The organism is Paenibacillus sp. J53TS2, from assembly GCF_018403305.1.
GTDB classification, from domain to species: Bacteria; Bacillota; Bacilli; order Paenibacillales; family Paenibacillaceae; genus Fontibacillus; species Fontibacillus rhizolycopersici.
This window is the reverse complement of sequence record NZ_BOSK01000006.1, coordinates 133,511-158,890: the sequence shown is the minus strand read 5'-3', so window position 1 is coordinate 158,890 and position 25,380 is coordinate 133,511. Positions and strand designations below refer to the sequence as shown.

32 protein-coding genes are annotated in these 25,380 nt (G+C 41.3%); 1 reads left to right on the top strand and 31 read right to left on the bottom strand.

Features of this window, described 5'->3' with window-relative positions; genetic code table 11:
- Positions 1–54 precede the first annotated feature (54 nt).
- Complete coding sequence (locus tag KJS42_RS23365) at positions 55–342, bottom strand: TIGR04104 family putative zinc finger protein (RefSeq protein ID WP_213623301.1); 288 nt, start codon at positions 340–342, stop codon at positions 55–57.
- 119 nt (positions 343–461) lie between these two features.
- On the opposite strand from KJS42_RS23365, the gene KJS42_RS23330 reads away from it, so the two are divergent.
- Entirely contained in the window at positions 462–836 is a 375-nt protein-coding gene (locus tag KJS42_RS23330) for a hypothetical protein (protein WP_155606226.1), read from the top strand.
- 49 nt (positions 837–885) lie between these two features.
- On the opposite strand, the gene KJS42_RS14875 is transcribed toward KJS42_RS23330, so the two are convergent.
- From KJS42_RS14875 to KJS42_RS14740, 30 genes are all read right to left on the bottom strand, one after another.
- Positions 886–1,275 carry a RidA family protein gene (locus tag KJS42_RS14875; protein ID WP_193417422.1) on the bottom strand — a complete coding sequence of 130 codons (390 nt, stop codon included), beginning with the start codon at positions 1,273–1,275 and terminating at the stop codon, positions 886–888.
- A gap of 628 nt (positions 1,276–1,903) precedes the next feature.
- Complete coding sequence (locus tag KJS42_RS14870) at positions 1,904–2,566, bottom strand: Type 1 glutamine amidotransferase-like domain-containing protein (RefSeq protein WP_213623300.1); 663 nt, start codon at positions 2,564–2,566, stop codon at positions 1,904–1,906.
- A 140-nt stretch (positions 2,567–2,706) separates the two neighbouring features.
- Positions 2,707–4,221 carry a serine hydrolase domain-containing protein gene (locus KJS42_RS14865; RefSeq protein ID WP_213623299.1) on the bottom strand — a complete coding sequence of 505 codons (1,515 nt, stop codon included), beginning with the start codon at positions 4,219–4,221 and terminating at the stop codon, positions 2,707–2,709.
- Between the two features lie 78 nt (positions 4,222–4,299).
- Positions 4,300–4,824 carry a GNAT family N-acetyltransferase gene (locus KJS42_RS14860; protein ID WP_213623298.1) on the bottom strand — a complete coding sequence of 175 codons (525 nt, stop codon included), beginning with the start codon at positions 4,822–4,824 and terminating at the stop codon, positions 4,300–4,302.
- A 34-nt stretch (positions 4,825–4,858) separates the two neighbouring features.
- The gene (locus KJS42_RS14855; protein WP_213623297.1) at positions 4,859–5,326 is read right to left on the bottom strand and encodes an SRPBCC family protein; all 468 of its coding nucleotides are present in this window, start codon (positions 5,324–5,326) and stop codon (positions 4,859–4,861) included.
- Positions 5,327–5,560: 234 nt separating this feature from the next.
- Positions 5,561–6,067, bottom strand: a complete 507-nt coding sequence (locus KJS42_RS14850; RefSeq protein ID WP_193417416.1) for a DinB family protein — start codon at positions 6,065–6,067, stop codon at positions 5,561–5,563.
- A 785-nt stretch (positions 6,068–6,852) separates the two neighbouring features.
- Entirely contained in the window at positions 6,853–7,041 is a 189-nt protein-coding gene (locus KJS42_RS23185; RefSeq protein WP_244868496.1) for a GNAT family N-acetyltransferase, read from the bottom strand.
- Complete coding sequence (locus KJS42_RS14840; RefSeq protein WP_244868495.1) at positions 7,011–7,358, bottom strand: GNAT family N-acetyltransferase; 348 nt, start codon at positions 7,356–7,358, stop codon at positions 7,011–7,013. The genes KJS42_RS23185 and KJS42_RS14840 overlap by 31 nt, the downstream gene beginning before the upstream one ends.
- A 486-nt stretch (positions 7,359–7,844) precedes the next feature.
- Complete coding sequence (locus tag KJS42_RS14835; protein WP_213623296.1) at positions 7,845–8,159, bottom strand: hypothetical protein; 315 nt, start codon at positions 8,157–8,159, stop codon at positions 7,845–7,847.
- Between the two features lie 240 nt (positions 8,160–8,399).
- Entirely contained in the window at positions 8,400–8,828 is a 429-nt protein-coding gene (locus KJS42_RS14830) for a DUF1801 domain-containing protein (RefSeq protein WP_193417414.1), read from the bottom strand.
- 214 nt (positions 8,829–9,042) lie between these two features.
- The gene (locus KJS42_RS14825) at positions 9,043–10,077 is read right to left on the bottom strand and encodes a phosphotransferase (RefSeq protein ID WP_213623295.1); all 1,035 of its coding nucleotides are present in this window, start codon (positions 10,075–10,077) and stop codon (positions 9,043–9,045) included.
- 203 nt (positions 10,078–10,280) lie between these two features.
- Positions 10,281–10,760, bottom strand: coding sequence for a DinB family protein (locus KJS42_RS14820; protein WP_193417412.1), 480 nt, complete (start codon positions 10,758–10,760; stop codon positions 10,281–10,283).
- A 34-nt stretch (positions 10,761–10,794) separates the two neighbouring features.
- The gene (locus KJS42_RS14815; protein WP_155606214.1) at positions 10,795–11,178 is read right to left on the bottom strand and encodes a hypothetical protein; all 384 of its coding nucleotides are present in this window, start codon (positions 11,176–11,178) and stop codon (positions 10,795–10,797) included.
- A 257-nt stretch (positions 11,179–11,435) separates the two neighbouring features.
- Complete coding sequence (locus KJS42_RS14810) at positions 11,436–11,939, bottom strand: DUF6886 family protein (RefSeq protein WP_193417410.1); 504 nt, start codon at positions 11,937–11,939, stop codon at positions 11,436–11,438.
- A 230-nt stretch (positions 11,940–12,169) separates the two neighbouring features.
- Entirely contained in the window at positions 12,170–12,697 is a 528-nt protein-coding gene (locus KJS42_RS14805; RefSeq protein ID WP_213623294.1) for a YfiT family bacillithiol transferase, read from the bottom strand.
- A gap of 204 nt (positions 12,698–12,901) precedes the next feature.
- Positions 12,902–13,768 (bottom strand): alpha/beta hydrolase, encoded by an 867-nt coding sequence (locus KJS42_RS14800; protein WP_213623293.1) that lies wholly within the window; start codon positions 13,766–13,768, stop codon positions 12,902–12,904.
- A 428-nt stretch (positions 13,769–14,196) separates the two neighbouring features.
- Positions 14,197–14,292 carry a competence inhibitor ComI gene (gene comI / locus KJS42_RS23180; protein WP_229752580.1) on the bottom strand — a complete coding sequence of 32 codons (96 nt, stop codon included), beginning with the start codon at positions 14,290–14,292 and terminating at the stop codon, positions 14,197–14,199.
- 61 nt (positions 14,293–14,353) lie between these two features.
- Positions 14,354–14,638 carry an NUDIX domain-containing protein gene (locus tag KJS42_RS14795; protein ID WP_418888773.1) on the bottom strand — a complete coding sequence of 95 codons (285 nt, stop codon included), beginning with the start codon at positions 14,636–14,638 and terminating at the stop codon, positions 14,354–14,356.
- A gap of 217 nt (positions 14,639–14,855) precedes the next feature.
- Positions 14,856–15,416 carry a hypothetical protein gene (locus KJS42_RS14790; protein WP_213623292.1) on the bottom strand — a complete coding sequence of 187 codons (561 nt, stop codon included), beginning with the start codon at positions 15,414–15,416 and terminating at the stop codon, positions 14,856–14,858.
- Between the two features lie 417 nt (positions 15,417–15,833).
- Positions 15,834–15,929: a competence inhibitor ComI gene (gene comI, locus KJS42_RS23175; RefSeq protein WP_239483764.1), complete on the bottom strand. Its 96-nt coding sequence runs from the start codon at positions 15,927–15,929 to the stop codon at positions 15,834–15,836.
- Positions 15,930–16,267: 338 nt separating this feature from the next.
- A complete protein-coding gene (locus KJS42_RS14785; protein ID WP_193417407.1) occupies positions 16,268–16,891 on the bottom strand; it encodes a hypothetical protein in 624 nt (207 codons plus the stop codon).
- Between the two features lie 225 nt (positions 16,892–17,116).
- Complete coding sequence (locus KJS42_RS14780) at positions 17,117–17,554, bottom strand: hypothetical protein (protein WP_213623291.1); 438 nt, start codon at positions 17,552–17,554, stop codon at positions 17,117–17,119.
- A gap of 241 nt (positions 17,555–17,795) precedes the next feature.
- Positions 17,796–18,095 carry an immunity 53 family protein gene (locus tag KJS42_RS14775; protein ID WP_244868494.1) on the bottom strand — a complete coding sequence of 100 codons (300 nt, stop codon included), beginning with the start codon at positions 18,093–18,095 and terminating at the stop codon, positions 17,796–17,798.
- Positions 18,096–18,323: 228 nt separating this feature from the next.
- Complete coding sequence (locus KJS42_RS14770; protein ID WP_213623290.1) at positions 18,324–18,827, bottom strand: hypothetical protein; 504 nt, start codon at positions 18,825–18,827, stop codon at positions 18,324–18,326.
- A gap of 207 nt (positions 18,828–19,034) precedes the next feature.
- Positions 19,035–19,643, bottom strand: a complete 609-nt coding sequence (locus KJS42_RS14765; RefSeq protein WP_306433137.1) for a hypothetical protein — start codon at positions 19,641–19,643, stop codon at positions 19,035–19,037.
- Between the two features lie 175 nt (positions 19,644–19,818).
- Positions 19,819–20,451, bottom strand: a complete 633-nt coding sequence (locus KJS42_RS14760; protein ID WP_213623389.1) for an immunity protein Imm33 domain-containing protein — start codon at positions 20,449–20,451, stop codon at positions 19,819–19,821.
- A gap of 147 nt (positions 20,452–20,598) precedes the next feature.
- Positions 20,599–21,753 (bottom strand): tyrosine-type recombinase/integrase, encoded by a 1,155-nt coding sequence (locus KJS42_RS14755; RefSeq protein ID WP_244868493.1) that lies wholly within the window; start codon positions 21,751–21,753, stop codon positions 20,599–20,601.
- A 121-nt stretch (positions 21,754–21,874) separates the two neighbouring features.
- Positions 21,875–22,660 (bottom strand): succinate dehydrogenase iron-sulfur subunit, encoded by a 786-nt coding sequence (gene sdhB, locus KJS42_RS14750; protein WP_193417395.1) that lies wholly within the window; start codon positions 22,658–22,660, stop codon positions 21,875–21,877.
- Between the two features lie 12 nt (positions 22,661–22,672).
- Positions 22,673–24,418, bottom strand: coding sequence for a succinate dehydrogenase flavoprotein subunit (sdhA, locus tag KJS42_RS14745; RefSeq protein WP_213623289.1), 1,746 nt, complete (start codon positions 24,416–24,418; stop codon positions 22,673–22,675).
- Between the two features lie 127 nt (positions 24,419–24,545).
- The gene (locus tag KJS42_RS14740) at positions 24,546–25,217 is read right to left on the bottom strand and encodes a succinate dehydrogenase cytochrome b558 subunit (RefSeq protein ID WP_213623288.1); all 672 of its coding nucleotides are present in this window, start codon (positions 25,215–25,217) and stop codon (positions 24,546–24,548) included.
- Positions 25,218–25,380 lie beyond the last annotated feature (163 nt).

Genomic DNA, 25,380 nt, shown 5'->3' with positions numbered 1-25,380 from the left:
GATCCGAACCTGAATATCGTCCGTTAACAAAACATCTTTGTTGAATTTGGTCATTCATATATCTCCATCTTCAATTCTTTGCTTATACCTCATCAAGAAAGGTAAAACAAGAATTAGGATTAGTAGATAAATTAGTACATGTCCGTATATCGGCCCTTTGTAGACATAAAAGGCCGGGAACATAGCTGCCGCAATAGTTACCGATACACGTAGTCTTGATCCTAAGGTCACATCATAGATCTGGTCACATCGATCACATTGAATGGGTTTATATCCGTAGAAACAAGATCTCAGCACCTGTTTAAAGGTAAATTTACGTTTGCATCGATTACAACTTTGCACCTTTATATCCCCTTAATAGAATATTAGCAAATCAAACGATTACCCTACTCTATTGGTCTACACCGATTCATAGAAGCTGCAATAAGCTATATCAACCTTCAATCAAAGGAGTGATATAGTTGGCAAACAGTGATGTACGTCTTGCACTATGGTCAGGTACCAATTTTTCTGGTCGTCGGATTCTCTTCAGACGCGGTGGGGTCGCCGTCCGCGATCTTGGAGCGTTTCGGTTTAACAACGCGCTATCAAGCTTTCGGCTCAGAAATGTTGTGCAAAGCTCCCAAGTCACACTGGTCTTGTTCTCGGGAACGAACTTCCAAGGTTCCTTCCGCGTATTCCGGGGCAGTCGAAATGTATCTAACTTGGGCAATTTCAACTTCAACAACGCCACATCTTCGTTCATTTTAGTTGGCCGCAATCTTACGAACTCGGAGATCTCTCAAATCCAAAGCACTGGAAGACCACCTAGAGACATTCTTATTATAAGACAATAGTTAGTCGTAAACCCCCAGCCTTAGATAGCTATTATTTAGGGCTGGGCATTCATGTCTGAAAGATGGCTTGCACTTCAATTTCAACGAGCAAGTCGGGATCAATTAAGGCTTTAACCTCAACCATTGTGGCAACCGGCCGAATATCTTTGAAATACTCTCCATGGGCTTTTCCGATCTCCTCCCACTTCGAAATATCCGTTACAAACATTCGAGTCCTCACCACGTTTTCCATCCCTGCTCCAAGCTTTATTAATGCTTCTTCAATTGTTTTTAAAGCTTGTTTCGTTTGTAGATATGCATCGCCTTTACCAATGATTCGGTTGTCCTTCATTGCCGTCGTCCCGGCTACTTCTATGACATTACCGATTCTTATTGCTCTACAATAACCCACTACGGGCTCCCATGGAGAGCCGGTGGATACGCTTATTCTTTCTGTCATGAGTTCCTCTCCCTTCAAAAAACACCCCAACCCTAGATAGCACTTATCTTGGGCTGGGGCGTTTGTGGACTGATCTTCTTCCATGATTATACATCTAAAAACCCATCGGTGATAGGTGCCGTTAGAATATTCTCGCCGATATTATCGCGGATTCTAGTGATTACTTATCCGTAGTTTATCTAGCAACTTATTACTAATGATTTCGAATCCTATAATGGTGAATATGATGAGTAGTAGTAAAATAATCTTGATCCTTAACTCACCATTATGAATCATAAAGATGTTTACACCAAAATAGATGGTAACAGGTATCGTGACGAACGGCTCTACCGTCCTCTTTACTGGTCTTCTAAACGTCCTTATGACTAAGCCGAAAAAAGCCGCAATATAAATAAGAAAATTCAGATGGACTCCGCCATAATGCATACATCCTAAATTCACTTTCATTCTCCCCTGCAGCTTGCGTAGCATCTAAGTCGATTAAGATTTCGTGAAGCGGAATAAACCAGCTCTTATCGTTATAACAAGCATTTAATTGGTCGATGAGAATAGATTTATAACTCATCCGAGTACCTCACTTTTCCTGTATTCCCGAAACGACCCAGCCCTAGATTGCTCTTATCTTAGGCTAGGAGCCAAACAGTTTCCAATGCCCTTCGGAGACAACTTCGACCGCTCCGTCGACCACTTTGATGGCGGTCTCGTCATCAATCGCATACGCCGGCCCCTTCATCCCGGCTGCCCATCTCTCTGCTGCAGCCATCGTGTTATCAGGCAGCATCTCGTGGTCCAGGTGCGGAAAGATTGAAAAATCGACCAGTCTCAGCGTGTCATCGCCACCACCGGGTGGAATCCAGCCAACGAAATATTCACCAATGTTCGGTGCCATCACCATGCTCCCGGCACTCAGCCCCACATAAACTGCACGCAGCGACGGCAATAGGTCTGCCAACCCGGATTGCCGCATCCAGTAACAGAGATACAAGGGGTCACCGCCATTCACTAGTAGAACGTCAGTCTCCTGGACCATAGGAACCCAACGCTCTTTATCGATGCTAGGCAACGCGGTGAGCTCAAGCACGCCCATTGACTTCCAGCCCAGTTCGCACATTGGTGTGGTAGATTGTCCGCTGAAGAACTGCCATGCTTTCCCTGCACCTCCGGGTATGGCGTACAACCCAGTAGTAATGCAGAGGGCGCTAGATTCAGAAATCGGTTTGCCCAACAAGTTAATCAACGTATCGTGTATACGCTTGTTTTTAATACCTGCAGATGTGAGCAGAAATTTCATAACTTCATCTCCTTGTCACCGTGTGCGTCTGACGTCAAATCATTGTCTTAACTGGAATTGTATCCCATATCCCGTTTTGTTGCACTATCTAATTCACCTTATCAGAATAAAATAGTATTGCTTCACGAACTCTCACGGCTTTAAACGATCAACGGCCGCGACCGCGAAGCTTTTAGGTCATGAAGGGTTTTAATATTCATTATTATCGATAAAATGCAATTGAGCGCAGCAAGTCCCATCCAAATCAATATGGAATGTGACATCCACACCCCTATCACGAAATAATCATGGTTTATTAGATAAGGCCAGATCATGACCAATACCAAAAGCATAAATTTTAAGATTAGTGCGATACTGCATGTTGTTTTTATTCTGAACCTTGTCTTTTCATCATGAAGATCTAGCTTGATTCCTCTAGAGAGTTTAATGACTTGAAGACATAAGATAACGACTGCGATTATGGCTAAGAATGAAAATACCAAATCAATTAATAAATACTCGTCATCATACATAAATTTTCTCATCGGATTTCCATTCATATTTTCATATATATTATTAGCAATAAGCGAGGGTGCCGTTGAATTCAGATTTGCCAAAACAAATATGGCCTGCTGCTTATCTAAATCTATAATAACCTTTGAGGAATAATTCGGATTAGCTCCAATATGACTAACAACTCTATTTTTCGTATCAACGCTCCATCCGAATGAATAGTATTGATTTTCATCTATGTATCCAGCAGTTTTGATGTCGACTTGATGAGATTGTTGTATCGCATTCAATAGATGATTTGGGATATCGCCGATCCCCATTTGGGCATTCAACCAGCGTTCCAAATCTTTTGAATTCGTGACCAAATATCCTGCAGCGATATTCCCATAATATCTAGGAGCATCATATTCTAAGCTTCTTCCAAAAAACACGCGATATCCTTTGGTAAGTTGATCAGATTCCTTTTCCTGCCCTGTTGAATAATAACTATCCGTCATCCCTAAAGGAACCAATATGCTTTCAGTGATGTAATCCTGATAACGTTTGCCTGTAACTTTTTCAATAATCATCGCTAAAATATCATAATTCACGGTAGCATAATGATAGGCTGTCCCAGGATATGTATCTAATGCAATGTCTGAAATAGTATGTATGGTCTTTTCAAGCAAATCCCCTGTAGTGCCTTCTGGAATTAACCGAATACTCCACGGCGGAATTCCACTGGTATGGGCGAGCAACTGAGAAATCGTAATATTCACTTTCTCCCCTTTAAGGGTTGGTTCAAACCAAGGAATATAATCTGTAATAGGGTCGGAGAAAGAGAGATAGCCCTCATTTTCTAATAAAATAATGGCCAAAGCCGTAAATGCCTTTGTCGTTGATCCCAATTCAAATAATGACTCTTCAGTTACCCTCTTCTTATGATTAACATCTGCATAGCCGAAATTTTGAAATTCGGTCTTGCCCCGCTCTGATACGACCATAGCCACTCCTGGAGTCGCTGATTTGGCCATTATGGTTTCCACCATATGATCCGGATTGTCATAGTTTCCTGTCCTTACCAAACTCCCGAGTTCATCCCAACACACGATAGTAGTAATGATTGCGATAAGTAGGATGACATATCCCGTTGATCTGCCTGTTTTACTTCGTATTTTCTTCATTGTAGTCTCCCTCGTCTGGGCTTCTTCCACGCCCCCACACTGCCTTAAGGGGTCCGAACCCCTTTCTATCGAGTATTCTTAAGAATTCTTGATCCAATATCTTCTTATTACATTGCCATCTTCTTCAATGTAGTCGACATCCGCTCTTCCCCCGTTCTTAAGAATGGTTCGTTCTGATGCGATATTCCAGGCATCACAAACAACTAAAACATCCTCTATCCCAAGTTTCTTCGCTTCAACTAGTGAAAGCCTCAATAAAACCGAGGCATATCCTTTACCTCGTTCTGATGGCCGAATTCCATATCCGATATGGCCACCCGCGTTAAACAAAAACTCAGACAACTCGTGTCTTATATTTACAGCACCCAACACCCGATTTTTATCATCAATCAACCAAAACGTTGAGTCTGAAACCCATCCCTGCGGTAACCCGTCGCCCTTCTCATGATCCTCCAGAAATTCAAGCATTGCTTCAAAACTACTGGGATCTCTACTTATGACCCAAGGCACCATCTCTTCGCCAGACTCTTTCCATTCTTGATAAAAAGACAGGTACTCATCCTTAAGATTTTGATGGGGTTTTACAAGTTTTAAATCACTCATGTCGTTTTTCCTTTTGGAAATTTATTTTAGGCGCCTATTGGTTTACATGGGCATCAGGGGCTTTATCCATGACTAGATTAAGTACGATTTTATGCTCTAAGAAAGCTTTTAGTCCACACAGCACTATCGTAAATCCTCCCATTGAGTCAATACATTGGTTTAAAACCTCATCAGCATTTCCTGCGAATCCGTAGTTTTCAATAGAAACCAATGTCTCATCATTATTTCTTGGGGTAAAGTGCCATTCAATATTAGTTCCATCCAACGATTCCACATGAATACGTTTGTTTTTCTCGATATCTATCACGTGGATTTCATCTGAGACCCCATACATTTCCCATTCCCAAAGTATTCGCTTTCCAATTTCTAACCGATCACTACTTTTAGTGAACCAAAATTTCGTTGTGATCTCTGGGTTAATAAAGGCTTCAAATACCTTATCGACTGGTTTTCGAATAAGCATTTCAGATCTTACAATTGGTTCTTGGTTTATGGATGCCATGTGATTCTTCCTTTCTCGTAGTTTGTTCGGGCCTTTTTATTTAGTTTTTCCAAGATATTCATAACGTACTTGTATTTGCAAAACGACCCAGCCTTAGATAGCTCTATCCTAGGCTGGGTCATTTGTTGTCTAAGCTTCTTCCATGATTATACATCTGAACAACCAATGGGGCGAATGCGGCAGCACGATGTGTGAATATGGTGATCTAGGATGTATCCACCTTCTTCGAATAACTCACTTCGACTCATTTATTATTTCTTCTATTTGTCTAATATGTCTTTGTTCATGCAGGTACAGCGATCTTACCCAATCAATTAATAACATATCTTTAAAGACTGGATGTACAAAATGTCTTCTGCTTAGCTCGGTTTGATCTTCCATAGTATTCAATGTTTCCTCTAACTTCCGTCTTGATTGATTTAGTTTTTCAATAAGTTCATCAGCTTCAAAAATATCATCAGTTGGATTAACAATATCAGGGGCTACCCATTTTTTGCTTCTATTAAGTAGAAAATCTAATGGTTTACTTTCTGTGATAGAACTTTCATTATTCTTTAATCCTCGCTTAATAGCCGCCACATAAACTTCTTCTGTCTTAAATAAGTGTTGACCGATCTGACCTATACTCCAGCTCAATGAATCTTTCCGTTGGTTTAATTCATCTTTAGTCAACCTCTTAAGTATTCCCAGTAATTCGTTTCTTGTTTCTCTTAGATTTTGATTGATTTCAAGAAGTTCCATGAAAGTCTCCTTTCATTCCCTGCTACTGTAAATTCATCCCCAAAAGGGCTGAACGCCTGAAGCGTGATGAACTGGTATCCTACAAACCCGACCGTTTGAGTTCATCGATTGCTTCAGGGTGAAGTGAAACTACTGATTTTAAACTTGTACTTATCCGTTCGATAATGTCTGTTCGCGGTCCATTTCTCCACGCCTCACTTTTGTAGAATGAATCTAGGGTTGAATTCAGTTGTTCCAGGCTTTCAAAAGACCGTATCAAAAAGTACGCATCTGGATCGTGAAGAGAGTTGCCGTACGCAACAATGTCTATCCCCATTTTATTATGCAACGGAACACTTATCTCTTTCATGATTCTATGAAATTCGGCACCAGATCCCGGCTTCAATGTATATAGAAGAATCTCAATTATTCTTTTCATATTAGGTTCCTTTCATCTTTATATCTGGCTACATCTGAGTTTCAATGCCTTTAGTTTTACCCGCTAGGATAAGCCAAGTTATTATTCGATTTCCCCGACTGCCAACCTCCAGTCATTACATCGCACAATATATGAGAAGCCAAGCTTACGACCCACCCATTCTACCATATATACCCAGTCACTAACAGAATATTCGTTCGTGTTTTATGCTTGTATATAGTTCGATGGAATTTCCTACAACGTTTTTGCATTCACGAAACGCCCCAGCCTCAGATAGCTCTTATCTTAGGCTGGGTCGCTTGTTGTCTGAGCTTCTTCCATGATTATACATCTGACAACCGGGGGGTGATAACACTGCAGCAACGCCTTATATATCTTTCCAACCAAGAGCTATTTCAATTAAGCGATCTTCACCAATTTGAATTTCTTTCTCAGTGATATATTTTCCACCAAGCTTTTTATAGAAATTAACTGCGGGATTTTCCTTTAGAACCCAAAGCATCATAGAATGATAATTCGTTAACTTTAATTCTTCAATAAACCTATTAACAAGCAACTTACCATATCCTTTACTTGGGCATCTTCCAAAAGATAAATCGCATATAATTCGGCATCATATTCTAAATTTGTTTCTCGGCTCTTCCCCCCACATAAAAATCCAACAATTTGATTGTTTTCATCTTCTATTACAATAATGACATCGCCATTATTTGAATTGTTAAAAACCCAAGTCCAATTTCTAATTCTTCCTTCTAAAGTTAGATTGGATAAATAGGAATCAGAAATAATATTCTTATATGTAGTATTCCAACTTTCTAAATGCACTTTAGCAATTCCTTCAACGTCATTGAGAGAGGCTAACCTAATCTTCATTGAGAATTATCTCTCCTTTAAAAGCATGAGGGCGGTTTATATTCCATTGTGTGTTCGCGGATCCAAGAACCTTAAGTGAGCATAGCGAACGGGTCGTCAGACTTAGCGTGAATGCAATGTTAAAAAGATGTCCCCGCCCACGAAACATTGCGTATTTACTTACATTTGATATTGTTTCTTATGGTATTTGTGATGATATGTATTTTAGTCTATGTTTATCAAAGAGTTTTTTTTCATATGATATGATATATTCTTTATTCACTTCTAGCAGATTAGATATATCGACCGCTAATATTATTGTTCTCACTCGGTTATTTAAATTAACAACAGTTATGTTATTTTCACTTACCTTCTGTATGGTAACTGCTTCCATAGTTGAGGCGCTATATGAATTCCAAAACATGAATAACACTAAAATAACCAAGAGGACCATTCCACTTCTTTTATATGCTTTTATTGCTTATCACTCCTTTCAGTTTCTTAGGTTTAATCCTGTTGATTATTTATAAATTTCTCTTCAAATTGCTTATTTCTCAATTTAATTTCTTCGAGTTTTTTCTTTAATAAATCTGAGATCTTTATCAAGTAAATAATTCCACCCAGAATACATAATGCTCCTATCCAATAATTTAGTGTTAAATTTACATGATAATTCTCGGGAGAAAATGAACCAGCGGCAGCAGATTGATATGCTGCAAAACCTATTTTGGGGATTATTTCTTCAACGATCTTAGATATTGTGATAATACTAATACCTAAAATAATAAAGATTAAAGAGAACTTGAATTTAGTGTTTTTCATGAAATTCACCGACCTTGAATTGAGATATTCTACTTGCCCTTCGGGGCTTCCGTCTTACGTTACTGTATCCACCCGTCCCACCGACTTAAGCCCGTAGGGCGGCTGCGCTCGCGCAGTTAATCGGTGCAGATGTGTCCCGGCAACCTCTTCCTCGATTTATCTTTCCGGGACCGAGGCGGCTTGTCCGCTGATGCGTGAACACATTGTTAGCTGAAGTCATTGACCTCAATATGATACATACTAAAACTCTTTGGTCGCTTCAATCCATTTATTTACTACTTGTTTTAGACGTTCTTTATTGGTTTCTATTTGTTCCATTGAACTGAATCGAATTGTCGATCTATCCCCAGCCAACCATTCTAATAGATTTGAGGAGTCCTCAAAGATTGGTTTACCGTTAGCGTATTCTGTAGCTTTCGAACCACAATGAAAAATCAACCTAAAACCGTTTTTACCATGTAAATTAAAAGTTATTCGATCGTCATGAATATAAAAGCTTGGAGCATTCCATTTGATGTGTTCGGATAACTGATCATTAGATTCCAAAATGATTCTTCTTACATACTCGATTTCAGGCTTTAATGGATGTTCGAGGTTCTCAAGAAATTTCATCACCTGTTCATGACCGGTTAGTTTTTGAGAAAGATTTTTGTCCTTCTTGATTGACATTTTGTCCTCCCTAAAAGAATGGAATGTTATGTTCTTACTCCCAATGATTTCACCTAACGTTCTCGTATTTACGAAACGACCCAGCCTTAGATAGCTCCTATCTTAGGCTGGGTCGTTTGTTGTCGGAGCTTCTTCCATGATTATACATCTGGAAAACCGAGGGGCGATAGCACCAAAGCGTGAATACTGTATTAGGCAATGCTCAAGCACTTCCTCAAGTTATCCCAATAAAAGTTTTATATGCATTTATTGATTTCAATACCAGTTCTTCATCCTTTACACCATTATGAACAAAAAGCTTAAGTGGAAAAAAGATCCCTTCCATTATTGATATTCTTATATCCTCCAAGAATTGATCGTAAGTATATTCACAGGAAATCTTAGTGCAAATTGAACGGTAATAAATCTGAAAAATATGTAAGGTCTCTTCCCCACCATGAAATAAATCATGAATAAATAACATAACCAAGTCTTCTGTACAAAGCCCAACCCTTACTGCTTCAAGGTCAATTATGTACGGCCTTGCATTACCTATTAACGGATACAACATATTGCATACATTCAGGTCACCATGGATAAATGAAGTATGTTGATTATTAGTTATACGTTCAATGTGTTTTTGAGCGTTCTCGCGTAACCTCTGTAGACTTTCCTCATATATTTCAAATTGATCATCTCCAAGGTTATAGATTTGAGTTTTTCTAAAATGAATATAATCTCTTTCCAAATAACCAATATGTATTAAATATTCCTCTACACTCTGCAAATGCTTGGGGACAGCTAGTTCTCCCCTTCCCCAAGAGACCGCATGAAATTGTGAGATTACATCAATAATGGTTTTTATTTTATTAGTATCAATAGGGGGCTCCCAATCAGCAATATTACGATGTGTCGGTGTTAAATCTTCCATCAACAATATACCTTCATGTCCAACTTGATCATATTCATTGTAAAAAACCTTTGGAATAGAAACATTCTTGCTGGAGTAGTACTTGTAAATAATATTCTCATATGGAACAGACATAGATATCGTATTTTTCTCTAATAATGGAACAATCCTATTGTCTCTTGTGTGTACATCGATTTTACTCAGTGATGCCCGATCTCGAGTAATATTTTCTGTCCTTCTTACATCAAGAACTTCAAAATCATTTTGATTCCTTAATATCTCTAATAATTGATTGTCGTTTAGTGGCATTAAATCTCTCCAATCTTGCTTGAATTTCGACTGAAACGGTTCCGTGTTCACGACGTCCCACCGACTTAAGCCCGTTGGCCGGCTGCGCTTGCGCAGTTAGTCGGTGCGGATGTATCCGGCTGATTCCGCTTCATCGTATACTGAAATGCCTCATCGAAATGCATCGAGCTCCGGTCCGGACCGAGGGCCGAATGGCCCTATACGTGAATATAGTGTTATCCGAAGGAACCACATCTGCAAATAACTTAAGAAATTTATTTAACTCGAATTAGTTTCTTTAATAACATGATTTGTCCAATATGATATGCATTATGAATACTCAAATTAGAAACAACTCCCCACCATTGAGCATTATAATATTCTGGAATTTGTCTTGTAAGTTTTGATTCATCCGTTTCTTCTAAAACAGTTCTCCAATTACTAAATACTTTCTCAAGTCTAATTAATGTTTCATTCCAACCTAAATCTTCAAATTGATCTGGAGTTAAAGAAAATGTTTCATCATTATTAATAGTATTATTTGATACAAATTCTCCAGCCTTAAATCGCTCAAGCCATCTCTCATTCCAGTAAATAATATGATTCACTATTGAACATATGGATTGTTTATTCTCATTCTCAGTAACTGCTTCGCTCACTGTCAAATCTGCCAGTATATCTGCAAGTGGAATAAACCAACTCTTATCGTTATAACATGCAGTTATTTGATCTATTAAAATTGATTTGTAGGTCATCAAACGATCCTCATCTCTTTAATCATAATTAATACTAACCCAACGCGACAATCAGACTTGTAATAACCATTACAATAGCAACTGGAGCCCATATAGCTCTCTCTCCTTTACTTCTACTGATCAGATTCATAATAGAAGACAATACGGAGAAAGCAACCACAAACCAAACCGCTGAAAGAGAGAATTCATACCATTGATTTACGGCAAGTTCCGATTTACTTAGAACAATAAGTCCGAGGAATGCAAGCACGACAGCTTGAAATAATGCAATTACTCGCATAGAGATAGGGAACCTCCCAGGGTACTTTCCTCCCATCGCAAACCTCCCCCAAGGCGCCCCTAACGCTAAAGCAATTTGAAAAAGAATTACAATTGAAGTTAAGGAACTAAAGATAATTCCTGATACATTAATGGACATGGTTTAATGTCTCCTTAAAAAAGTTATTAATGGGACTTAGGTCTGTGAGGCCGTGCTCGAATTGCAGATAACGTTCATGTGTTCACGACGCCTTATCGCCTTAAGGTCCATAGAACCGGCCGCGACGCGGTTAGGCAGTGCAGGGTTGTCCGTCTGGCTCCACTTCCCCGAAAATCCTCGGTGCGGACCAAGGGGCACGACAGCGATCCGCAGCGTGAATGCGGTGTTAGGCGATGTTCCTGCCATCTCTGAGTTAGCTACATCACTGCATTTCTTAGTCTTATCATGGAGTAGTTTAAAGAAGATTTTAATACTAAGTCTTTAAGAGGTTTTAGTGAAGGGGTTACTCTAAACTCTATTCCAAGATCTGTGATTGATCCTATTAAGTCATCAATTCGTTCAACATTACTAGGTACAACTGAAACTGAACTTATGTAGTATCCTGCATTAGGCTCATGTAACACGAAATCATCAGGGTTAAAACTATATCGGTATATATGTCCATTACTGACTTGATCATACCACGCAGACTCTATAGCAATTATTCTTTGTGTTGTTGACATACAAAAAAAGAGGTTTAGATCCGCTTCTGTTGTATACTCTTCAGGCCAGACACATACCCTCGGACACTCCCGAGGAAAGAAATAATGTGGAGCATGAAACTCATCTATTGCCCAGACCTTTGCTTCCGTCTCCTCATAAATCATTCTTGGTTCAAATCTTTGTATATCGGGATTATCACTGAAGTGGTATAACTTCATGGTTCCCCTCCTCTCACTTGCAGGAATTTCGCCTAACGTTTCCGTGTTGACGACCCACCACCTTAAGCGAACGATAGTGAGCGGCCGCGACGCAATTAGGTGATGCGGATGTGTCCCGGCAATCACTACCTCGACTTATCTTCCGGGACCGAGGCGTCTTGTCCGCCGATGCGTGAACACATTGTTATGCGAAGTTACTGTCATCTTTGAAATACCTACAATATCTCTGTTTACCACGCTTTTCTAATAATTAATGATTCAATCTGAGATATGTGGTGGTGATTGTGCCAAATAAATCTTTGTAGAGCAGTGTCCAAATTAATTAACCCTAATGCTTGAGTTCTGAGTGTCCTCGAGAACTGACCTGAGTCTAACTTGTGGAGTAGTATGTAAAAACGTTTGTGGAGTGATTCTAGAAGCAATAAAGAGATTTCAATATCAGTTTCAAAATAATCATGAAGATCTCCCCATAGTTCTTCTCGATATGATGAAGCCGCAGGTTCTATTTCTGTTAATGCCCTTTTAAATCTTAAATAAGCATTCATATCATTATCGGCCATATGGTGGATAATTTGCTGAATTGACCAACCACCATCCCGATATGGCGTTTGGAGTTGGTCGATCGTTAAGTGTGATATTAGGTTTCGAAGCTTAGGTATAATTAATAAGATTTGATTAATGAACTTATCCCTGTCCTCTTCAAAGAATATGAGTGCCGGGTCAAATTGACCAATAGGGTATCGTGTTTTATCAAACATCTATGAATCACCTACTTTCAAATCTATACAGTAATTTCGCATAACGTTTTTGTATTCACGAAACGACCCAGCCTTAGATAGCTCTTATCTTAGGCTGGGTCGTATGTTGTCTGAGCTTCTTCCACGATTATACATCTGACAACCACGGGGCGATAGCCGCGCTGCGTGAATACGGTGTTAGCTGAAGTTTGGTTCTAATTCGAATCACTTGCATAAATGTGTTTTTAAGAAATCTACAACTTCTATAAACGCTCCTTGAACCTTGGGATCTTCAAAATCATGATCGAAAACATGATCTGCGCCTTCAATTGTTATTAATTTTGTCTCGATTCCTATTCCTTTGAGCTTCTCATACATTTTTACAGATTGTTCATATGGAACATCTGTATCTTGGTCACCGTGTAGAAATAATGTAGGTGGGTAATCATTTGAAATATTATTTATTGGATTATATTGCATTAATTTATTCAAATCGTAGTTAGGATCCATTTTAGTTACTTCTTGAACCCAAACACCTTGTTGTCGACAATAACAATAAAAGTCAATCCTATCCCATTTACCATCTGTTGTTTCCTCAAAACCTATGTTCTCTATTGCCTTACTTCTACTTATCATCGGTTTCTTGCAGTAATACTCACTTGGTTCTGTGTACCATGTGCCTAGAATATCACCGTATCCATAAAATGAAATAATAGCTTTTGGTTTATAGTCCATTGTACCAGTCAATAAACTCAGGTACCCACCTGCTGAACTCCCCATAACTGCAATATTATCAATGTCAAAATCATACCATTCAATAGCTTTAGTTCTTACCCATTCAATTGCATCTCTAATATCTTCAATAATTATTTCAAATTTAGTTTCAGGTGCTAGGCGATAATCAATATTAACCAAACTAAACCCTGCATTTGTTAAATACTCAATTTGTGCAGTCAGTAACCATTCTCTTGTCCCAAAAATTAAAGCGCCGCTATGAATATATAATATTACAGGAGTATCAGTGCCTTGGTAATAGATATCTGCACTAATAGAGCAGTTATCTATTTGCTTATAAATCCTTGTTTCTTTCATTTTCTCCCCCCAAAAAATGGTTAACCGAATTACAGCTAACGTTTTTGTATTCACGAACCCTCACTGGCTTAAGCGGGCAAGCGCGGGTCCGACGGACTTAGCCAATGCAGGGCTGTCTGCTGAGTTCGCTTCCTCGAAAATCCTCTTGCAGACCAAGGGACCGTCAGGTCTCGCCGTGTGAATACGATGTTATAGGATGTTTCGGCCCTCTTCGATATCTCATTCAATTTACTTCACACAGGTTTTTATACAAAGTTTTTATACATTCCATTTTCTTGGTTTTCAGTCAATTCAGTATATGTTATGATCGTTATAAGAAAACCGAGTGCGTCAACACTCGGCTATACAATTGGCTTGGATGGTTTATTCCCCTCTAAGTCATTTAAGGAACAAAACCCACCTTCGGCCGTCAACCTTGGGGTGGGTTTTTATTTTCTCTTGTTGTTGGAATTAATGTATGTTAAGAGGGCAAGGATAAACGTTCCGAATAGGAACATTATTGTCAATGCATCTTTAACCTCCATGGCTTCACCTCCTTTCGAAGGGAAACCATGCCCACCCAAGATTCAATTGTACTTCCTTATTCTACCACAAATAACAACTCGTTAATAGAATGTTTGTTCGTGTTTTGTGTTTGAATATGTTTTGCGGGAATTTCCTATAACGTTCCTCTTCAAAAAGTTCCCGTTTTGCAACTTCTTTCATTTCTTCCCCAGGTTCCATTGAACCTCCCGGTAATCCCCACAAACCATTATCTGTTCTTTGTTGTAATAATAATCGACCTTCACCGTCTATAAGAATCACACATGCTCCTGCCATAATTATAGGATGTGTTCCTACTAACTCTCTTATTTGTCTTATGTAATTCAAAATCTTCACGTCCCTTTTGAATCTTCATTTGTCTTACATGTTTTTATTAATACATATCCCCGATTTCACTTAACGTTGTTGTATTCACGAAACGCCCCAGCCTTAGATAGCTCTTATCTTAGGCTGGGGCGTTTGTTGTCTGAGCTTCTTCCATGATAATACATCTGGACAACCGAGGGGCGATAGCCCCGATGCGTGAATACTGTGCTATGTGAAGTCATCGACTTCTTGAAACAACATTCATGTTGTTCGTTAAAGCATGCTTACTTTGATAATTATCAATTAGTTTCATACCAGTTATACTTTTGATATGGTCTTTGACTTCTTCAATTTTTTTAATTATTGAGGTAGATATCTTCTCAACTTGAGATATCCACATTTCATCTCCTCCTGCAACAAGGAGAGCAACATTGATTGCAGGTGACGAAATGGATAGCACTTCTCTTAATTCTTCAATTGTCTTATCGTGTAACCATATTTCATTTTCTTCGAAGGTATGTGTAAACTTCTCTAGTTCAGATAAAGGTCCAAATTTCTCTGGTTCTTCATGCTCAACAAATTCATTACCATATTCAACAAACTTTCTAAAGTAATTTTGATATTGTATTAAAGCTTTATACATTATGGCATAAGAGTTCTGTCTCTGGGTGTAGTTGGCCATTATAAATCTTTCTTTCTCGTCTTTATTTCTTTTGAAATATGTAGACACCTCACTTAAGAAGAATCCTAATATTGTTCCCCCTATACCAATTATTGAGGTTAGGACTTCAGTCTTCATTTTGATACTTCATTCCTTTCGATGATTTCACATAACGTTTCCGTATTCGCGACGTCCATTCCCCTTAGATAGCTCTTATCTTAGGGGAATGGATGTGTCCGCAGATTCAACTACTTGAAAATGCATCTGCGGACCGAGGGGCGAATGCCCCGATGCGTGAATACTGTGTTAGACGAAGTTAACGCTTCTTCGAATTACTCACAAAATTCCTTTGATTCCTTTAACAGGTCCTTATTTTTTTTAAAATGTTTTACTTATCTCTATTTGTTCACTTCTTTTTCCAATTGTGTTATCATATTTTTAAAGAAGCCGAGTGCGGCAAACACTCGGCAAAACAATTGGCTTGGATGGGATTATCCCTTCTACAGTCGAAAAGGAATAAGAACCCACCTTTGGCGCTAACCTTGGGGTGGGTTCTTACTTTCTCTTGTTGTTATTACTGATGTATGTTAAAAGAGCAAGGATAAACATTCCGAAAAGGAACATAATCGTTATTGCATCTTTTACTTCCATAGTATCACCTCCTCTCGAAGGGATACTATGCCCACCCAAGATTCAATTGTCTTTTACTATTCTACCATGATATACCAGTAAAATGAAGAACGATTGTTCGGGTTTATATAAGTCTTTCTAATGTTTAAATCTCGTTAATTTCGTCTAACGTTCTCGTATTCACGAACCCGAGAGGCTTAAAGGAGCAAATGCGACTGGGTCCGTCAGGACTTAGCCTCGCAGTGGTTGATTGCCTGAGTCCTCTTCCTTGCTTCCTACTATCTGGCAATCCAAGGAGCCTTCAGGCTACGTAGCGTGAATACATTGTTAGACGAAATTCACTTCTTCAATGAATAAGCTTACAAAATAGGAATTGTCTCTAAATTCTCGTACCTATTAAATAACGTATAGAAAACGCCTTCTATATAATTGTATACTTCATTAAATTGTTGTTTTAGTGCTATGTAATCAATCCCATAATTATGTTCTTCGTCACCTATTAATTGCGCTTCTTTGTACTCTTTATCAAAAGGATATCTAAACATCATTGAAGTTGAATCTATCTCATGCAATTCCATAACAGCTGCTTTCATTAATTGTAATGGGCTTTTGTCCTTTTTAATTGCTTCTTTCAAATACTCAGGAATAATATTTTCAACTTTATTCCACAAAGTAAATAAGCTATGCCCTTGAAGTTTATCTTGTATCTTCTCTCTAGACATACTTCTATCCATTAAATAATGTGTTAACAAGATAGCTTTTAGAATCAATTCAGTTGCATGGCGATATAAAAAGATACTCGGAATAATTACTTCATCAGCTCTATTATTGTAATTATCCGCAATAGTATCTATGAGCAGATCCCCGCTCTTCTTGTACATCTCTGAGTAAGTTTTAAATTCCCAACTTGAATAGTTGCTTCTTCTCCAATTCGGATATGCGTTTTTCTTAATGTCCGGGTTACGTTTAAATAATACTTCCACGATATGACCCTCCAAATAAAAGTTTTAAGTGAATTTCGTCTAACGTTGTTGTATTCACGAACCCGAGAGGCTTAAGGCCCTTTAGGGCCGGGTCGAAGACTTAGCCTCGCAGGAGTTGATCGCCTGAATCGCTTCCTGGCTTCATAACTTCTGGCGATCCAAGGGCTGAATGGCCCGCAGCGTGAATACGGTGTTATATGAAGGAACACACTTCCTGTGCAACTCTCACCATTCGGCGTGTTTAAAGATTTCAATATTCGTTATAATTATTTCATTCTGATTTAGTTTTTCTAAGAATTTTTTTATCCATGTAATCCAAATCGTATCGCATTCCGTATCTGCTTGTTCTAGGGCTTGCATAATGTAAGGAATTAAATCATCAGTATTCATCGTACACATTAAATTACAAGCTTCTTGAGCACCTGGCCAATTCATATCTTTAAGAAGAAATAGCATTTGTGGAGTCATTTTTAATTGATCTTTGTAATCCAATTTATTGATTATCTTCATACAATTATCCCATTGATCTTTACTTGTATTTGTTATCAAGCAATTAGGGATTTTATCTTTGAGATTAATTATTTTCATTACCGCTATCTCTTGTTCATCTTGTGGACAATTCCAGCTTAATGATGATAGTAAGGACTTAATATTCTCTTCCATGAATTCACCCTCAAAAGTTAGCAGTTGTGTTCTTTCATATAACGTTTTGAATTCACGAACCCTCACCACCTTAAGGCCGTCAGGCCGGCCGCGATGTGGTTAGGTGGTGCAGGGTTGTTCGCCTGATTAAACATCTCTGTCATTACCTCGGGCGAACCAAGGAGCGTCAGCTCCGTAGCGTGAATACGGTGTTATGTGATGTTCATGCCTACATGAATTACTAACAAATTCCTGTGATTCATTAATGCTTTTCAACCCATTCTTTAAATGTTTTTATTAACTCTTCTAAATTTCTCGGTCCTCCAAATCCTTCAAAACAACCATCTTGGACTCTACAATGAATCCAATTTCCCTCATCTCTTTCAATTTCAACTGCATTAAAGGCTTTAAATTCTAAACCAGTTTCAATTAATGAAATTTGTATACTCCACCCTGGGTTATCTATTGTTCCGATTTTTACCCCATAGGAATGCTCCCAATCTCCATTACATTCGCTCTCATACCAACTTTCAAGCCAACATATTAAACTAATAGAGATCACCTCTTGAGAGTAATGGTTTTATTTATGTTTGCATGAATTTCACATAACGTTCTTGTATTCACGAACCCGAGAGGCTTAAGGGCGCTTGCGCCCGGGTCGAAGACTTAGCCTCGCAGGAGTTGATCGCCTGAACCGCTTCCTGGCTTCTTAACTTCTGGCGATCCAAGGGCCGCCAGGCCCGCAGCGTGAATACTGTGTTATAGGATGTTCCCGCCTTCGTCGAATAATCTATATAATACTCTTCAATTCTTCAATCCTGTAATCAACTACTTGAATTCTTAATAGTACTTCATGATAAAAAAACAACAGCATATTTATTTCCTTTAATCTAGCTATAGATAACTTGTTATTAGTGAAAGCTTCCCTTTGTTTCTTCGCTAACTTTGGAATATACATGAAGGAGAATTCAAAAAATTCAAAGTCAAAAGTCTTAAAAGTAATTATCGATTTGTTATCTTTAAAATATTTATTAATTGTCCGTATATTCTTTTCAACGTAATCAATTAAGTTCAAATAATAGCTTTGTGGTTCATTAGTTAGTGCAGATAATAGTTCATCAGTATTCCTGTTCATATTCTCAATATAATACGTAAGTCTCCTCACTAACCTCCAATTTAAGTCGAACCACAAATAATCATAAGACAAATAAGTATTAATTGGATTAAGGAATTCAATCTCTTGTTTTAATCGTTTAATTTTTCCTCTTTTGAAGATTGCATTTAAAATCTTCATTAAAATTTCTCCTTATATATAACTTTTGCCGGAATTTCCTATAACGTTCTTGTATTCACGAAACGACCCAGCCTTAGATAGCTCTTATCTTAGGCTGGGTCGTTTGTTGTCTGAGCTTCTTCCATGATTATACATCTGGACAACCCAGGGGCGATAGCCCCGATGCGTGAATACGGTGTTAGGCGATGTCTTCGACCCACAGATTTACTAATATATGTACTTCTTTATTACTTCATCATCCCATACTTGTACTTCAATATATCTCTCTGGTCCGTTCGTTCCATCCTTATTCCATTCTTGAGGTAATCCGTACTTATTTACTAATTCAAATATTTCGTTCTTGGTATAGACTTGTCCTCGATATTCTCGGTCATCTTTATATCTCATTGTGGGAAATAAATCACCGTAAGTAAAACTAATACTATCTTTATTAAACTCTTCTAAGTTAATTTCTATGTACCTTCCGTCTTTATACCAATTTCTTATCCACTCACAAGCCTCTAAAGTCATATAATGCGGGTAATCGTTTTGTGGTTTACCTCCCTTACTAGTAAATAACGTTTTTGCTTGATTCTCTAGGTCTCTCCTAATTTTCAAATAATCATTTGATCGTTTGCTTGCAAATGTGTCTCCTCTATTCCTGAGTTTTTCCAATACCTCTTCTGCTTCATTGATACCCAGGGAAGATAAGTTTTTAAAAGGTCCTTTATCCAATTCATAATAATGGTAAAGTTTCAATAAGATCATGTCTTTCTTCCTTTGAATTTTATATAAATAATGTCTTTCGAAGATTTCGCCTAACGTTTCCGTGTTCACGACGTCTCACCACCTTAAGGCTGCGTAGCAGCCGGCCGCGATGCGGTTAGGTGGTGCGGATGTGTCCCGGCAATTACTTCTTCGACATATCTTCCGGGACCGAGGCGGCTTGTCCGCCGATGCGTGAACACATTGTTATCTGATGCCCCGGACTCCTTGACACACTTACACAAGATTAAGTTCCGTTATAATAGTCCCAATCAAAGTCATGTATTTTTCGAAACATATTTGTTTCTGGATCGCGCTCATATACACATTGTGGATGGTCATCAAGTATTGCTAATATTGAATCATCAATATTTAGTATGACACCTAACGAAATAACTTGGAGGTTTTCTGAGTTGCTTAAAAACTCATCATTTTCATAACCACTAGAAAATGCCCATCCTGTGTCTCCTTCACCCTTAGGAAAATCCCTTAACATGAAGTTATATTCATTTCTCTTAAGTACATCCTTACTTACTACTACTTTACTGTCAAAGTAGTAATCCCATGCTTCTTCTTCCGGATCTTTGTATTCAGTGTCACTGATATGTTCTCTCTTAAAACGTATTTTATGACCCATTTCTAGATTCTTAATAGAAGCTGGTGTATTGACTAAGATGCCACTGAATAGTTCTCCATCACGTTCTGATATTTCAACCCACATTCTTTCAACTTCGAAATCTCCATCAATTTCATTAGATGCAAATAATAACTTGACTTGATCTCCTGTTTTTAAAATCTCAATAACCTCTTTACTTGGAATATAGAAGGTATAAGGAGCTTTTTTATTTCTTTCGGTTGCGTCTTCCAACCACCAACTGATGGATTTCTCTCCTCTTCCGGGGTTTCAGATAACTCCTCAATCTCTGCCCGTCACAAACCTCACCCCATTCAGGTGATTAGCGTACTCCGTTCATACCCCCTTAATTATACCTCCATTTCTTGATTTTGTATTTTCGAATCTGTTCGCTTACTTGAATCTGCTACCCCCCCTCTCATCACGCAAAATTCGATCCAGCGGACTCTGGATTCGGTTCAGGTTCTTAGTGCTGACGTGGGTGTAGCGTTCGGTGGTGGAAGGGTTGGCGTGGCCCAGCAGCTCCTGGATATAACGGAGATCGGTGCCGTTTTCGAGCAAATGGGTAGCAAAAGAATGACGCAGGACATGAATGCCGACCTGCTTCATGACGCCCGAAGTTTGCAGGGCTTCCTTAAATACTTTTTGCAAGGAACGCTCATGCAAATGGCTCCCCGGATGCTGCCCCGGAAATAACCACAACGAGGTGGAGAGTCGCTCGGCTTTCACATATTTTTTGATCATGTCCCATGCCGTTTGCGACAGTAACGTGTGTCTGTCTTTTTTGCCTTTTCCTTGCCGGACTCGAAGGATGCCGCGTTCCGGGTCGATATCCGTAATCCTCAAACGGACGACTTCGCTCACTCGCAACCCTGAGGCGTAGGCCAGATACAGCATCGTGCGGTGTTTCAGATTCGTTGGCGCTTGGATAACGCGCAGTACTTCCTGCTCTGATAGGACATAGGGCAGTTTTTTCTCCTTTTTCGGTCGGATATATTTCGTCTGTTCGGAAGGTTGCTTGAACACCTCGACGGCCAGAAAACGCAAAGCACTGATCGCTTGGTTGACATAGGCTGGGGAATGTCCTTGCTCAAGGAGCTGCAACGCATACTGTTTTGCACGGGACGAATCGATAATCGCGGACTCAAGTTCCTCTTCTTTGAGGGTTCCTGGACTTTTCAACTCCAAATAACTAGCCAAGTTCTGCAAAAATCGCCGGACATGGCCGCGGTATGCTTTACTCGTTTTGAGGCTATATCCTTTTAACTTGAGTGCAGAGATCAGCTTCCGTTCCAATGTGAGCATGAGTTGCTCATCCTCCGTTACTTTTGAAGATACGGTGAGTCCATCGAAAGTAATCTCCGTTTCCGGAAAGCATTCGGCCAATTGTCGAAGTTTCTCCTCCGTGCAAGGAAACCGCCAGAACTTCCCGTTGGGATCCCACTTCCCACCCCCAATCGCACGCAGCTTATCTACACCCTCTCTTGAGAACTCCGCCAGTTTCACGGAAACCTGATCATGTTCGATTCGATGAATATGAATGTACATCCCTGATTCCCTCCTATTTTCTGTCTAGCACGAAAAAAAAGAGACAGCCCCTCTGGGGTCTGTCTCCGATTCTTTCGGATGGACGGTGGACCGTTTTTCGGTCTACCGATATCGCTCTAGGTTACTGAGTGAACCACGTTTTGAACATATGTTTCGTGGTCGCTTTGTTCATTTCAGCGATGGAGGTGGTCAGCGGGATGCCTTTCGGGCAGGCACGGACGCAGTTTTGCGAGTTGCCGCAGCCTTCGATACCGCCTTCCTCCATCAGCGCTTCCAGGCGTTCATCGGCGTTCATCTCGCCGGTCGGATGCGCGTTGAACAGGCGCACTTGGGAAATGGCCGCCGGTCCCATAAAGTCCGTCTTCTCGTTAACGTTCGGGCAAGCTTCCAGGCAAACGCCACAGGTCATGCACTTGGACAGCTCATACGCCCATTGGCGCTTCTTCTCCGGCATCCGCGGGCCTGGTCCGAGATCGTACGTGCCGTCGATCGGAATCCACGCTTTCACCTTCTTCAGCGCGTTAAACATCCGGCTGCGGTCGATGACCAGGTCGCGCACGACCGGGAACGTCCGCATCGGCTCAACGCGAATCGGCTGCTCCAGGTTGTCGATCAAGGCTGCGCAAGCCTGGCGTGGTTTGCCGTTGATCACCATCGAGCAGGCGCCGCACACTTCCTCCAGGCAGTTGGACTCCCAGCAGACCGGTGCGGTATTCTCGCCTTTCTCATTCACCGGGTTCCGCTGGATTTCCATCAAGGCGCTGATCACGTTCATGCCGGGACGATAGTCGAGCTCGAACTCTTCCGTATAGGATTTCGAGTTCGGATCATCCTGGCGCGTAATGATGAATTTGACTTTTTTAGCCGTAAATTTTTTGGCCGATACATCCGTTTCCGCCATTGCCATGGGGTACCCCTCCTATTTGTCCTTCGAGTAGTCGCGAATCCGCGGCGGGATCAAAGAGACGTCGACCGGTTCATACGAAATCTGCGGGCCGTCCGGCGTCCAAGATGCTTTGGTGGTCTTGAGGAATTCCTCGTCATTCCGATCCGGGAATTCCGGTTTGTAATGCGCGCCCCGGCTCTCGTTGCGCAGCAGTGCACCCAGCGTCATGGCCTCGGCCAGCTCCAGCATGTTCCACAACTGACGGGTAAACGCCGCTCCTGTATTGTTCCAGCGAGACGTATCGTTGATGTTGATGTTCTTATAGCGCTCCTTCAATTCCTTGATTTTGCCGATGGTCGCTTCCAGTCTATCGTTATGACGTACGACCGTCATGTTCGCCGTCATCCATTCGCCGAGCTCTTTATGGATAACATAAGCGTTTTCCGTGCCGTTCATCGCCAGGATGCCTTCGTATTTCGTCTCTTGCGCCTTGCGAGAGCTTTCGAATACGGCTGGGCTGAGGTCTTCGGTCGATTTCTTCAAGCCGCGGAGATATTCCACCGCTTTCGGTCCTGCCACCATCCCGCCGTAAATCGCCGAGACAAGCGAGTTGGCGCCAAGCCGGTTGGCCCCATGGTATTGGTATTCACATTCGCCCGCTGCGAACAAGCCGGGAATATTTGTCATTTGATTGAAATCGACCCACATGCCGCCCATCGAATAATGGACTGCCGGGAAGATTTTCATCGGAATTTTACGCGGGTCGTCGCCCATGAATTTCTCATAAATCTCAATAATGCCGCCGAGCTTCACATCGAGCTCTTTCGGATCCTTGTGGGACAGGTCGAGATAGACCATGTTCTCGCCGTTAATGCCTAGCTTCTGGTCCACGCATACGTGGAAAATCTCCCGTGTCGCGATATCCCGCGGTACGAGATTGCCGTAAGCCGGGTATTTCTCCTCAAGGAAGTACCAAGGTTTCCCGTCCTTGTAGGTCCAGATCCGTCCGCCTTCGCCGCGCGCCGATTCTGACATCAGCCGTAGCTTGTCATCGCCCGGAATGGCCGTCGGGTGAATTTGGATGAACTCGCCGTTCGCATACGTCACGCCTTGCTGATACACCGCACTGGCCGCCGTCCCTGTGTTAATGACCGAGTTCGTCGTTTTGCCGAAAATAATCCCTGGCCCCCCCGACGCCAAAATCACGGCATCCGAAGGGAACGTCGTGATTTCCATCGAGCGCAGGTTCTGTGCCGTAATCCCGCGGCAGACGCCTTCTTCGTCCAGCACAACGGAGAGGAACTCCCAGTTTTCGTATTTGGTAACCAGCCCGGCTGCTTCATGGCGGCGTACCTGCTCATCCAATGCATACAGCAGCTGTTGTCCGGTCGTCGCTCCGGCAAACGCCGTACGATGGTGCTTCGTCCCGCCAAACCGGCGGAAATCAAGCAAGCCCTCCGGCGTGCGGTTGAACATCACGCCCATCCGGTCCATCAGGTGAATAATGCCGGGCGCTGCCTCACACATCGCCTTAACGGGCGGCTGGTTAGCCAGGAAGTCCCCGCCGTATACCGTGTCGTCAAAATGCTCCCAGGGCGAGTCGCCTTCCCCTTTCGTATTGACGGCTCCGTTAATGCCGCCTTGCGCGCACACCGAGTGGGAACGTTTCACCGGCACGAGCGAAAAGAGCTGCACCGGCACGCCCGCTTCGGCCGATTTGATCGTAGCCATCAGGCCGGCCAGGCCGCCGCCAACGACGATTAAGCTTTGTTTAGCCATTCTATTTCAACTCCTAAAAGTTTTGTGAGCATTACTTCAACGAGTAGCTACGAACAAAACTTGCTTCGTAAGCATCCGCTTCGTTTTGTGAGCGTTACATCAACGAGTTCGACCTTCAGATATCAACCTAAGCCAGCCAAGCCTTCGCCGTCTCAAGCAATGCCGTACCTTCCGCCTGGAACTCGGCCCCGCGGAAAGCGAACAGCGACCAGACGAACATAACCGCGACGATAACGAACAAGCCCATGCAAATATTAGAGGATACGCGCTGTGCTCGTGGACCCACCGTCACACCCCAGCTGACGAGGAACGACCATAAGCCATTCGTCAAGTGGAATGCCGCAGACACAACCCCGATCACATACAGCGTGAAGAAAATCGGATTGTTGACGATATCATGCATCACACCGCCCAATTCTTCATGCGTGACATTGCCCAGAGCCACCTGAACACGCGTTTCCACTACATGCCAAATGACGAAGACAAACGCGATGACACCGGTAATCCGCTGCAGCAAATAACGCAGGTTGCGTTCGGTCGGGAACCGTCCGTTGTTTGGCTTCGCCTGAAATGCGATATACAGTCCATAGACTCCGTGATACAGGAGCGGCAGCCATATCCCGAAGATCTCCAAGACGAGTACGAGCGGGAGGCTGTTTAAGAATGCCACGGCCTCCTTGAATCCTTCGCTCCCGCCTTCGACCGCCGAAAAGTTGGTGATCATGTGCTCCAGCAGGAAGAATCCCAGCGGAATGACGCCCAGCAGTGAGTGCAGTTTTCTGGAATAAAACCCTTTCATAAGTGCGTGTACCCCTTTCTCATTCCATCATCCGTTTCAACTTACACTTCTTCATTCAAGAATCGACCTTACGGGGCGCAGATATTGTATATGATAATTACCACACCGCGGTCGGTAAAACCCCTTTGTACCAAAAGTAACATGTGAACAACTTGTGTCACTT